Here is an 11,353-nt window from a genome sequence, read left to right as displayed (position 1 = left end):
GCCCGCCCCGCCGTGCCCCGCCCGCCGCCCCGCGTACGGGCACGGGCGAGCCGTGCCCCGCCCGCCGCCCCGCCGTGCCCCACCCGCCCCGCGTAGGGGCACGGCTCGCCCGTGCCCTCGTGGACGACTCACGGCAATTCGTACGCGAAGAAGGGTGTCAGGTCATCCAGGCAACGCGCATCAGGTTCGCGTGTGGGGTTGTCCAGGAAGGCCTTGCTGATCGTCATCATGCAGTCGCTGGCATCAATGACGGCGTGGCCACCGCCGGGCAGTACATAGAAGTAGCTGTTCGACAAACCCAGAGCCGCAATCAGGCCCCAACTCGGTGGCGTGACCGGATCATACTCACCGGCCAGAATCAGGGTGGGCACCGCGCTCTCTACTGGCGCACGTTCGCGGGCTGTGGCCGATGCTACATCCCAGATTGGGCAGAGCTCAAAGAAGTTCTCGACGCTCCCAAGCAGCGCTTCGTCTAATTGGGGCGGCAGATCGGCGGCCTGGGCACGGGCCTGGTTCATGGTGCTGAACGGTGCCTCTTCGCGACACTCGACTGCGTAGAACATGGCCTCGCTATCACTCAGGTCGCCTTCAGCAGCACCCTGACGGCCAAAGCCTGTGCCGCTCTCCTCGTAGAGGAAACTCAACGCTGCGGTCTCGCCGCGGTCAAGTTCGTCAATCATCAGCGGGACATAGCTGATCAGGTCGGTGATGTAGAGCCAGTCAGAGATGTGGTTGACCAGGTCAGCACCACTGACTTCCGCTTCGACCAGTTCACCCTCCTCGTCCTCCACCTCAAACAGAATCGGCTCCTCGTCAAGCAGGTCGATCAAGCTATAGAAGCGCTCCTCGAGATCAGGGAAGGCATCGGCACACTCAGGATCGGACGCGCAGCCACGTAACATGGCCTGAATGGCGAGCCCGGCATTGAGCGCCTGCTCGTTATACGCATTGACGTTAGGCGGATAGGGCGAGTCGAGGATGACGCTACGCACGCCAGCGAAATTGTCGCGCAGCACGGCCATGGCGAGGCGAGTGCCATAGGAGATGCCGAGCAGATTGACTTCGTCGTAGCCAAGTTGCGCAATCAGGTCAGCCACATCGGCGGCATTGGCCGCACTATTATAGACGTTGAGGTTCACTTCCTCGTCGGCCAGGCGATCGCGACAGGCTTCTGCGGCCGCAAAGGTTGCCTCGTCATCCTCAGCTTCTTCCATTTCAATGCAGTTGAGGCTCGGCCACGAGAGGCCGGTGCCGCGTTGATCGAAGAGGATGATCTCGTACTCGTCACGCAGCGGGCTATCGATCCAGTCGGCGATGCCAAACAAGGCGCTGCCGCCGGGTCCACCATCAAGGTAGATGATAGGGTCGGGCCGGGGCGTTGCGCTGCGACTGGGAATCATCGCCAGCGCGAGGGACACCTCGGCCCCTTCTGGGGCACTGCGGTCTTCGGGGGCGATCAGGTAGCCACAGGATACACCGAGTTCGTCGAGATCGAGCTCGAGGTCAAGTAGCTCCAGGAGTTCCGTACAGTCGGTCTCTTCAAGATAGGCTGCATAGTCAGCCAGGTTTTCAGCGGGTGGCTCAGGGACGGCAGGCAATGGAGTTGCGGTGGAGCCATTTATGGGCGCGGCGGGAGCACTGGTGGGCGCGACCGAGACGAGTTCTGGCTCATCGGCACAAGCGGCGAGGGTCAAAGCCAGGATGAGCACCAACAACAGTGGGCGAAGGCGCGTGACAGCATGGAGCATAGGTGGTACCATTTTCATCTACTAATGATTTGTCGTGATAGCGCACTCCAAATTCCTCTGGAGATGTCTGTATTTTATTCCATGACGGCAGCGGCTGCCATCACCCCCGCGTACGGGCACGGCGGCGCCCGCCCGTACGGGCACGGCGGCGCCGTGCCCCGACCTCACCCCATCACATGGGTCATGGCAAAGGGGGAGTAAGGGACTATTGAGAGTCAGGCCAGGATCGGGTATGCTAAGAACATCTAGAAGAACGCGGCCCCACTTGATGAGTGGCAAGCAACTGCCTTCCGTTGTGATCCAACAACTTGCTATTATTCCTTCGTATTTCTTCATGATCCTCACAGTATCCCCTCTGGCTCGCCAGAATCGAGAGGGACAGCGAACTTCTTGTAATCCGTGCGAGTGCGGCGACCCAGTGGGTCGCCGCTTCGTTTTGCGCCCCTGTGAGCCACGACAAAATCATGGTATGCTGAAATGGAAGGATTTTTCAGCACACCGCGTTCTGCCTGACATACCACCAGAACGCCTGGAACTAGTGATCACATGCATGCTCAACAGGGGAAGACCCTGATCCAACTTGACGGGGTCAGCAAGAGTTATGAAGAGGCAGGACGAAAACGGATTGTGTTGCACGAACTGAGTCTCCAGGTGAACCGGGGGGAACTGGTCGTGCTGATGGGCAAGAGTGGCAGTGGCAAGAGCACCCTGCTCAACCTGATCAGTGGCATTGACCAACCCGACGCAGGCAGGGTCTGCGTTGACGGCCATACCCTGAACCAACTCAATGAGCGAGCGCGAACCTTATTTCGGCGGCGAAGCGTCGGGTTTGTCTTTCAATTCTTCAACCTGGTACCAACGCTCACTGTTCGTGAGAACGTGCTCTTGCCCCTTGAACTGAATGGACAAACTGGCCCCAAGGCCGAGCGTAAGGCCCAGGCGATGCTAGAGGCCGTCGGGCTTGGCGACCGGGGGACAAGTTATCCTGACCGGCTCAGCGGGGGAGAACAGCAGCGGATCGCGATTGCGCGGGCCCTGGTGCATGATCCGGCGCTGATCCTGGCTGACGAGCCAACGGGCAACCTCGATGCAGAAACCGGACGTCAGGTGCTCGATCTGCTTGATCGCCTGACGCGGCAGGCCGGGAAGACCATCGTGATGGTCACACACGCGCAGTTCCAGCGGCATCCTGAGCCGTATCAACCCAACCAGAACAATACCGATGGGCTCTACCTCGAACCTGATCGTGTCTTTCACGTTATCAATGGCAAGCTTGCCGAAACAACGCCCAATGGCACGTACGCATAAAACCAACGCCACGCTTGACACCCCCCGACGCAAAGGTCAACTCCCCACAAAGAGCTGTGCAACGTGCGGACGGCCCTTTGAATGGCGCAAAAAATGGGCCGCCAACTGGGACGAGGTACGCTACTGCTCGGAACGCTGCCGACGCAGGCGAGGGTGAGCATCCTGCGCTATAATATCGGCATGATCGCGATCATTTTCAGGAGTACGCAGCGTATGCAACTGACCGAAACCCTTGATCAGTGGATGGGCAAGATCCTCTTTGTGACGGTGCCACCGCCGGTAACCGTCGTTGAGCCTGAAACAGGCGACGTGTTTGAGGAAGGTGCAGAAGTGCCGAGCGCACCTGCTGAGCGGCGTTTTGGGCTGTCGTTGATTATCTCGGGGGTGCGTTGCACCTTGCAATACATGGTCTTGCCGGTGGTACTCCCGCTGATCGGGCTAGCCGGCGACTTTTCGCTGGCCCTGGTACTTCTGCTTGATGTGATTGCGCTGAGCCTGCTCGTCAGCAGCCTGCGTTACTTCTGGCGCAATCGTCACCCACGTCGCTTTGATATTTTGCCGTTGTCGGGCGTGATTCTGCTGCTTATTCTCGGCTCGCTGAGCTTTGATCTATGGCAGGTCTTTAATTAGGGCATCAGCGCCAGTTCGTTGGCGCTGATGCCCTAACAGAGCAGGGAAGCTCAGGGTTGGTGGTCAAAGGCTTGCAGCAGGGCCTGGGCGGCGACGGTGACGGGGAGTTTGCCTTCGACGACGTCGCGCTCGATTTGGGGGAGTTGCGCTTTGACCGCAGGATGGGCAAAGAAGTTGGCTTTGAGCTGATCTTCGACCATCGTGTAGACCCACGCGAGCGCCTGATCGCGGCGCCGGGCCGCAAAGACATCCGAAGCGGTCGTTGTTTCGCGGAAACGCTCGATCATCGTCCAGACTTCCGGGATGCCCTCGCCGTTCAGCGATGAGCAAGTATAGGTGCGTGGTTTCCAGCCCTCGGTGGCGGGGGTCAGGTAGTGCAAGGCACGATTGTATTCGGCCTGGGCACCTTTGGCCTGCGCCCGGTTGTCGCCATCAACTTTGGTGATCACGAGCGCGTCGGCGAGTTCGATGATGCCCTTTTTGATGCCTTGCAGCTCATCGCCCGCACCCGACAGCATCAATAAGAGAAAGAAATCGACCATCGAGCGCACAGCGATCTCGCTCTGACCGACGCCGACGGTTTCGACCAGGATCACATCAAAGCCAGCCGCTTCACAAAGCAGCATGCTTTCGCGGCTCTTGCGCGCCACCCCACCCAGGCTGCCACTGGTTGGCGAGGGCCGAATGAAGGCGTTCGGTTGCTGCGAGAGCACCTCCATCCGCGTCTTGTCGCCGAGAATGCTGCCCCGTGTCAATGTACTGCTCGGGTCAACGGCGAGCACGGCGACGTTGTGACCACGTTGGCAGAGCAGGGTGCCAAGCGCTTCAATGAAGGTGCTTTTGCCGACCCCGGGCACACCAGTAATGCCAACCCGGATCGACTTGCCGGTATGAGGCAAGATCGCCTGGATCACCTGCTGGGCTTTGGCGATATGGGCAGGCGCATTGCTCTCGACGAGCGTGATCGTGCGCGCCAGCACCGTGCGATTGCCCGCCAGCACCCCCTGAATGCTCTCTTCCACCGAGAGCAGAGGCCGTCGTTTAGAAGGAGGGAGCGATGGTCTGGTGGATGAACCCGCCAGACCATCGTGTCCACCGGTCACGCCATCCATGACATGAGTGGCAAAGCCTTCAGCCCCCGTTGCCGGAGTCCACTCTGTTGGATGTCTGCGGTCGGTCATGCGGTGCCCCGATCTCCGGCCATCGTCCCGGGATGCGCCGATGGCAGCGGGCTCTCTTCTTCAGACTCACTAAGCCGATGGTTGAGTTCGTGCAAGATCTTTTCGGCTGCGACCGGAATGACCGTGCCCGGCCCAAAGATCGCCGAGGCCCCGTGCTCGCGCAGGAAGTCGTAGTCTTGCGCAGGAATGACGCCGCCGACGATGACCATGATATCTTCGCGGCCCTGTTCGCGGAGTGCATCAACGAGTTGGGGGAGCAGGGTTTTGTGGCCGGCGGCGAGGGAACTCATGCCAATGATATGGACGTCGTTCTCGACCGCCTGACGCGCAACCTCATCGGGGGTCTGGAAGAGCGAGCCAATATCAACATCGAAGCCGAGGTCAGCAAAAGCAGTCGCGACCACCTTGGCCCCGCGGTCGTGCCCATCCTGGCCCATCTTGGCGACCAAGATACGGGGGCGGCGTCCTTCACGCTCGGCAAAGTCGTCGGTCATGGCACGCACCGTGCGAATCGCCTCGGCATCGCTATATTCGCTACCATACACCCCAGAGATCGAACGGATCTGGGCTTTGTAGCGCCCAAAGACCTGCTCCATCGCCATCGAGATCTCGCCGAGGCTTGCGCGCACGCGGGCGGCTTCGATAGCCAGGCCAAGGAGATTGCCCTCGCCGCTGGCAGCCGCCTCGGTGATCGCCCCGAGCGCCGACTTGACGCGGGTCTCATCGCGATTGGCGCGCAGGTGGGCAAGCCGATTGAGCTGCGACTCACGGACGGCGGTATTATCCACCTCAAGGATATCAATCGGATCTTCCTTCGTCATGCGGTAGCGATTCACGCCGACGATGGTCTCTTGACCCGAGTCGATATGGGCCTGGCGCCGAGCGGCGGCCTCCTCGATGCGCAACTTGGGCACCCCGGCCTCGATCGCCTTGGCCATCCCACCGAGCCCTTCAACTTCCTCAATATGGCTCCAGGCGCGGCGAGCGAGCGCATCGGTGAGCGCTTCCAGGTAATAGGAACCACCCCAGGGATCAACAATCTTGCAGATCCCCGTCTCGTCCTGCAGGAAGAGCTGGGTATTGCGGGCGATACGCGCCGAGAAATCGGTGGGCAGAGCGATCGCCTCATCGAGCGAATTGGTATGGAGCGACTGGGTATGCCCGAGGGCAGCGGCCATCGCCTCGATGCAAGTACGGGCCACATTATTGAAGGGATCTTGCTCGGTCAGGCTCCAGCCCGAGGTCTGCGAGTGAGTACGGAGCGCCATCGACTTGGGATCCTTGGGATCAAACTGCTTGATCAACTTGGCCCAGATGAGGCGGCCGGCGCGCATCTTGGCAACTTCCATGAAATAGTTCATGCCAATGGCCCAGAAGAAGGAGAGGCGCGGGGCAAACGAGTCGATCGGAATGCCTGCTTGCAGACCGGTGCGCACATATTCGAGGCCATCAGCCAGGGTATAGCCCAGCTCAAGATCGGCGGTTGCGCCAGCCTCTTGCATATGGTAGCCCGAGATACTGATGCTATTGTATTTGGGCATATGTTGCGACGTATGCGAGAAGATGTCGGCAATAATGCGCATCGAAGGCAGCGGCGGATAGATATACGTATTGCGCACCATGTACTCTTTCAGAATATCATTCTGAATCGTACCGGTCAGTTTCGCCTGGGGCACACCCTGCTCTTCGGCGGCAACGATGAAGAAAGCGAGCACCGGCACAACCGCGCCGTTCATCGTCATCGAGACCGACATCTGGTCAAGCGGAATGCCATCGAAGAGGATCTTCATATCGAGGATCGAATCGATCGCGACGCCGGCCTTGCCCACATCACCAACAACGCGGGGATGATCCGAGTCATAGCCACGGTGGGTTGCGAGGTCAAAGGCAACCGAGAGGCCCTTCTGACCAGCGGCGAGGTTCCGGCGATAGAAAGCATTGCTCTCTTCAGCCGTGGAAAAACCGGCATACTGGCGCACCGTCCAGGGTTGGGCCACATACATCGTCGGGTAAGGGCCGCGCAGATACGGCGGCACACCAGCGAGATAGCCCAGGTGGCCGAGCGACTCAAGATCGGCCTCGGTATAGAGCGGTTTGACATCGATCTGCTCGATCGTACGCCAGACCAGTTCGTCAAGCGAGACCCCAGCCGACTGAGCGGCGCTGGTTGCTTCAGCCTTCCACGTCGCATAATCGGGTGTCGAACCGCCGCCGGCATAGGGCAGCGTCGTAAAATCCGGCGTTGCACTCATAGGGCTACTCCTTGTTGCTGCTGGAGGCGGGCCAGGACAGCGTAACAATTGGCACGCAGGTGAATGAAATCATCCACCCCGGCCTGCTTATAAGCGTCAACCTGATCGGCGGGATAGCCCGCCAGGATAACTGTCGTCGAAGGGCGGGCAGCCTTGATCGCACCAGTGAGCGCTGGCACAATCGTCGGGTAGGTATCATCAGTCGAACAGATCACGACCACCGGCGCTTCCGCAGCGAGGGCAGCTTCAGCGGCGGCTTCAGGCGTCTCGAAGGCCTGATCGCCAACGACGGCAAAGCCACCTGGTTCAAAAAAGGCGGTGGCGAACTCGGCGCGGGCCTTGTACTGAGCAACTGGCCCCATTTTCGCCAGAAAGATCGTCGGGCGCTGCCCCGTCGTGGCGGCAAACGCATCGGCAGCGGCACGCAGCGCCTCAAACTGCTCAGAGGCGCGATGGGCAGGAATAGCCTTGAAACGCGGACCCGGCCCCACACTGCACAAAATCGTGGCGAGTTCGCTGAGCGAGATCCCATGATCGGCGGCTGCAATAGTCGCTGTCACCAGATCCGAGCGCAGCGCCACCGCCTGGGCGAGGGACTGCAAAGTCTGATCGCGCACCGCAGCGTCGGTGGCAGCACGCATCTTGTGCAAAGCAGCGCCACGTTCCGCCTGTAGGGCCACGCTATCGGTCGTCCGCACCACAAGCGGGCGCTCTTTGAGATTGGGGTACATATTGGCACCGACAATCACATCTTTGCGCTGGGCAACCGCCTTGAAGCGTTCCGTGCGGGTCTGAGCAACCTGGTCTTGCGGGGTGCCCAGGGCCAGCGAGGCCGCCATACCGCCCTCGGCCTCGATTGCCTGGAACATCGCCCAGGCGCTACGGGCCAGTTCATCGGTGAGCGTCTCGACGGCTGACGAACCTCCTGCCGGATCAATCAAGTGCATAAAATTGCACTCTTGCTGCAGAATGATATGCACATTGCGCGCAATGCGGCGCGAGAACTCATCGGGAAGGCCAACGCACTCATCGAAGGGGCTAATATGCATGCTATCGCAGCCACCCATCACCGCCGCAAAGGCTTCAGAGGTCACCCGCAGCATATTCGCATGAGCATCGGTACGTGTCTTGGTCCAGGTAGCGGTACGGGCGTGAATGACCATCTTCTGGGCCTCGGCACCACCCCCAAAGGCCGCGATCACCTGCGCCCAGAGCAGCCGTGCCGCCCGGAGGCGGGCAATCTCCATGAAGAACTGGCCGCCAATGGCAAACGAGAAGCGCATCTTGGGCGCAACCTGATCAACCGAGAGACCACGATCTTGCATCGCACGCAGATAGGCCACACCCGTTGCGAGCGCATAAGCCAGATCCTGCACGGCGCTACTGCCGCCGTTGCTATAGGGATCGAGGCGCACCAGAATGGTCTGCAACTGGGGGGCATCCGTGATCGCCCAGGCCGTCAGCGCGGCCATCTGATCATAGGCAAAATGAAGGGGCATCGGCAAACCACCTGTTGCCACCATCCTCCCCAGCGGATCCATACCGATGCAGCCCTGCACCTGCGCAGGCGCAACACCGAGGCGTTGCGCGGCAGCCATAATCAGCGCCGTAACCGGCAGGGCATGCACCCCAGCGGCAATCAAGAGCGGCAAACTGGCAAGGTCAAGGCCATCGAGCAGCGTCAGGACATCCTCAACCGAAGCGAGGGACATCCCACCCTTTCCCACCAGATCGGGTGATGCATAAGCCGGAGTCAGGCCAGCAAGCGTCGCCTGGTCAAGGGGCAGATTGAGCATCGTCTGGCCGCGGGGCAGATCGGCGCGTGCCGCCGCATTGACCTCGGCGGGCGAACCATAGGGCAGTTCTTGCGCAATCGCCCAAGGCTTCACGGTAAAACCGAGCGGACTGGTGCCACGCACATAGGGCGGCAGGCCGGGCAGCGCTTTGATGTGAGGCAGTTCAGCGGTATCAGCACGAACATAGAGTGGGCGCAGATCGATACCCTCATACGTCTTCGTGATCAACTTCTTCTCGAACGGCACACCCTTCAGGGTCTTCTCGGCAGCCTGGCGCCAGGCGTCATACGACGTAGGTGGAAATTCACTGAAGAGAGCCTGATCGTCTGAATGGGCTGAGTCTGGCGTAGTGACCGCGGGGTCATGCGTCATCGCAAAAACTCCTTTTTCCTGAGACACGCACCAGGGTCATGCACGTGCCTGATCGTCGCAAAGCAGAGCACAGTTCAAGTTGAAAGATACTTGAGCAGGATACTTTCCTATTATGTCGCACAAGCCATACTAAAACACGGGGGATATTACTGTGGAGGATTATAGCATATCTCATCAAAAGTTGTCGGGAGAGTGTGAATAATTGTATAATGCAAATGTTCGCAGAAGGAACCTTACCCAAACCGTGAGCAACGTCCACAAAAGACTTGCATCTACCGTCAGGGCGCGGTATGATATGTCAAATGATGAGTGCGCAGGAAAGGCAGGGCCTCTATGGATGGCTGGATTATGTTCGGAATCATGGCCTTTGTAATCATCGCACAGGGTGCGCTCTGGGCATGGGTATTGATCGAGCGACGCCGCAAAGTTCCCGATGTGAAATTGATGAACTGGAGTGAGCTCTATGACGCCAGTCGCAAAGCTATTGACAATTACTACAATAGTATGCGCAATCGCCCCCGTGCACGGCGCTAAGCCCCTGTAGGCAGGCACAACTGCTTGAGCGAGCAAAAACCGGCTAGCTTTGCTAGCCGGTTTTTGCTCGCTCAAGCACTTCGCTTAGCGATGCGCCAGTTTGCGCAGGCGGGGCAGGTCAATCAAGATAATCGCTTCATCCTCGATGCGGATCAAACCACTCTCGCGCAACTCACCAATCGCTTTGGTCACCGTCTCGCGGTACGAGCCGATCATTTCGGCGAGTTGCTGATGGGTATAGCGCACCACCCTCGGGGGGATTGCTGGTTGCGGTTGCGCCATCGCGCTCACCCCGGCCAGGTTGAGCAGCACACTGGCGAGCCGTTGCGGAACGCTTTTGAAGGCAATATCAGCGAGTTTGTTTTCCATCGCCTGGAGGCGCTGGCCCATCAATTCCATAAAAGCCAGGGCGACCTGGGGATAGCGCTCGATAATCTGGCGCAACGTGTCACGACCCAGCACACCAATAACACACTCGGTCATGCCATCGGCAAAGGTGTCGTGGAGCCACTGGCCGACCATGGTCATTTCACCAAAGATCGTCACTGGTTCGAGCACCATAAGCGTTAGGGCGCGGCCTTCAGGTGACAGTTTGTAGATCCGCACGCGCCCCGAACGCAGCACAAAGAGTTGCTCGCCGTACTCATTGGGCGCATGAAAAATCTGGCCGGGCGGATAGACATTGTAGGCAATCAGCCGTTCAACCTCAGCCCGCTCGGTCGGATTCAGGTCACGAAAGATATCGCTCGCGACAACATAATGAATTGCTGGTTCGTTACTCATGAGGCAAGAAAACGGGTACCGCCTGCGGCAAAACCCGCAAGATTGGTAATCCGAACTTGCGTTGCCCCCGCCGCCAGAGCATCAAGGGCAGCGCGCACCTTGGGGATCATGCCACCGCTGATCGCACCACAGGCAATCGACTGCTCGACTGCGGCCTGATCAAGCAGAGGCGCAACCTCGCCATCAAGGATAACACCGGGCACATTGCTCACAAAGACCAGTTCGCTCGGGGCGAGCGCACCAGCCACCGCCTGAGCCACCATATCGGCATTGACATTGTAGCTCAGCCCATCGTCGATGCCAAGCGCCACTGGGGCAAAGGTTGGAACCCAGCCCTGGGCGAGCATCGCGTGAAGTGCATCAGCATCAACCAGGGTAATCAAGCCGACACGCCCGAGTTCAAGCCCGTCAGGACGATGGGGCACGCAGCGTAAGACGCCAAGATCCAGCCCGCTGAGCCCGAGCGCTCGCACGCCAACCCGTACCAGGCTAGCAACAACGCGCTGGTTGATCGTCCCACAGACGACCTGTTGCATAAGAGCCATGGCCTCGGGCGAAGTGACCCGTAGCCCGGCAATGAACTCGTTGGGCACACCAGCCTGCGCAAGCGCCGCCGTGATTTCTTTGCCTCCGCCATGCACAAGCACCAGTGGCCCGACAAACGCAGCCACTGCCTCGGTCAACCCGGTCAGGAACGCCGGGTCATCAAGCTCGTTGCCACCAACTTTGACGATGGTAATCTGTTTCAC

Annotated in this window: 10 protein-coding genes; 4 read left to right on the top strand and 6 right to left on the bottom strand. The window is 59.6% G+C overall.

Annotation, left to right across the window (positions count from 1 at the left end; genetic code table 11):
* Positions 1 to 128 precede the first annotated feature (128 nt).
* The gene (locus tag EYB53_RS19485; RefSeq protein WP_167857488.1) at positions 129 to 1,748 is read right to left on the bottom strand and encodes an alpha/beta fold hydrolase; all 1,620 of its coding nucleotides are present in this window, start codon (positions 1,746 to 1,748) and stop codon (positions 129 to 131) included.
* Between the two features lie 546 nt (positions 1,749 to 2,294).
* Between EYB53_RS19485 and EYB53_RS19480 the strand changes: the two genes are divergently transcribed.
* Genes EYB53_RS19480 through EYB53_RS19470 form a run of 3 tightly spaced genes read left to right on the top strand, consistent with a single transcriptional unit; the run spans position 2,295 to position 3,686 of the window.
* A complete protein-coding gene (locus EYB53_RS19480) occupies positions 2,295 to 3,056 on the top strand; it encodes an ABC transporter ATP-binding protein (protein ID WP_135480112.1) in 762 nt (253 codons plus the stop codon).
* A complete protein-coding gene (locus tag EYB53_RS19475; RefSeq protein WP_307726713.1) occupies positions 2,971 to 3,213 on the top strand; it encodes a DUF2256 domain-containing protein in 243 nt (80 codons plus the stop codon). Before EYB53_RS19480 ends, EYB53_RS19475 begins: the two co-directional genes overlap by 86 nt.
* Positions 3,150 to 3,686, top strand: a complete 537-nt coding sequence (locus EYB53_RS19470) for a hypothetical protein (protein ID WP_254151149.1) — start codon at positions 3,150 to 3,152, stop codon at positions 3,684 to 3,686. Before EYB53_RS19475 ends, EYB53_RS19470 begins: the two co-directional genes overlap by 64 nt.
* A 50-nt stretch (positions 3,687 to 3,736) precedes the next feature.
* On the opposite strand, the gene meaB is transcribed toward EYB53_RS19470, so the two are convergent.
* Genes meaB through EYB53_RS19455 form a run of 3 tightly spaced genes read right to left on the bottom strand, consistent with a single transcriptional unit; the run spans position 3,737 to position 9,287 of the window.
* Positions 3,737 to 4,867, bottom strand: a complete 1,131-nt coding sequence (meaB, locus tag EYB53_RS19465; RefSeq protein WP_135480106.1) for a methylmalonyl Co-A mutase-associated GTPase MeaB — start codon at positions 4,865 to 4,867, stop codon at positions 3,737 to 3,739.
* A complete protein-coding gene (gene scpA / locus EYB53_RS19460; protein WP_135480104.1) occupies positions 4,864 to 7,119 on the bottom strand; it encodes a methylmalonyl-CoA mutase in 2,256 nt (751 codons plus the stop codon). The genes meaB and scpA overlap by 4 nt, the downstream gene beginning before the upstream one ends.
* Complete coding sequence (locus tag EYB53_RS19455; protein WP_135480102.1) at positions 7,116 to 9,287, bottom strand: methylmalonyl-CoA mutase family protein; 2,172 nt, start codon at positions 9,285 to 9,287, stop codon at positions 7,116 to 7,118. The genes scpA and EYB53_RS19455 overlap by 4 nt, the downstream gene beginning before the upstream one ends.
* 333 nt (positions 9,288 to 9,620) lie before the next feature.
* Between EYB53_RS19455 and EYB53_RS19450 the strand changes: the two genes are divergently transcribed.
* Entirely contained in the window at positions 9,621 to 9,821 is a 201-nt protein-coding gene (locus EYB53_RS19450) for a hypothetical protein (protein WP_135480100.1), read from the top strand.
* A gap of 84 nt (positions 9,822 to 9,905) precedes the next feature.
* On the opposite strand, the gene EYB53_RS19445 is transcribed toward EYB53_RS19450, so the two are convergent.
* Positions 9,906 to 10,604, bottom strand: coding sequence for a Crp/Fnr family transcriptional regulator (locus EYB53_RS19445; RefSeq protein WP_135480098.1), 699 nt, complete (start codon positions 10,602 to 10,604; stop codon positions 9,906 to 9,908).
* Positions 10,601 to 11,353 carry an acetylglutamate kinase gene (gene argB / locus EYB53_RS19440; protein WP_135480096.1) on the bottom strand — a complete coding sequence of 251 codons (753 nt, stop codon included), beginning with the start codon at positions 11,351 to 11,353 and terminating at the stop codon, positions 10,601 to 10,603. Before argB ends, EYB53_RS19445 begins: the two co-directional genes overlap by 4 nt.

Origin of the sequence: Candidatus Chloroploca mongolica (genome assembly GCF_004762035.2) — a bacterium.
GTDB lineage: Bacteria > Chloroflexota > Chloroflexia > Chloroflexales > Chloroflexaceae > Chloroploca > Chloroploca mongolica.
The sequence above is the reverse complement of the archived record's forward strand: the minus strand, read 5'-3'. Positions and strand labels throughout refer to the sequence as shown.

Excerpts from the sequence above, each read along its gene's own strand:
- EYB53_RS19485 (WP_167857488.1), bottom strand. The coding sequence starts at position 1,748 with ATGCTCCATGCTGTCACGCGCCTTCGCCCACTGTTGTTGGTGCTCATC.
- EYB53_RS19480 (WP_135480112.1), top strand. The coding sequence starts at position 2,295 with ATGCATGCTCAACAGGGGAAGACCCTGATCCAACTTGACGGGGTCAGC.
- EYB53_RS19475 (WP_307726713.1), top strand. The coding sequence starts at position 2,971 with ATGGGCTCTACCTCGAACCTGATCGTGTCTTTCACGTTATCAATGGCA.
- EYB53_RS19470 (WP_254151149.1), top strand. The coding sequence starts at position 3,150 with ATGGGCCGCCAACTGGGACGAGGTACGCTACTGCTCGGAACGCTGCCG.
- meaB (WP_135480106.1), bottom strand. The coding sequence starts at position 4,867 with ATGACCGACCGCAGACATCCAACAGAGTGGACTCCGGCAACGGGGGCT.
- scpA (WP_135480104.1), bottom strand. The coding sequence starts at position 7,119 with ATGAGTGCAACGCCGGATTTTACGACGCTGCCCTATGCCGGCGGCGGT.
- EYB53_RS19455 (WP_135480102.1), bottom strand. The coding sequence starts at position 9,287 with ATGACGCATGACCCCGCGGTCACTACGCCAGACTCAGCCCATTCAGAC.
- EYB53_RS19450 (WP_135480100.1), top strand. The coding sequence starts at position 9,621 with ATGGATGGCTGGATTATGTTCGGAATCATGGCCTTTGTAATCATCGCA.
- EYB53_RS19445 (WP_135480098.1), bottom strand. The coding sequence starts at position 10,604 with ATGAGTAACGAACCAGCAATTCATTATGTTGTCGCGAGCGATATCTTT.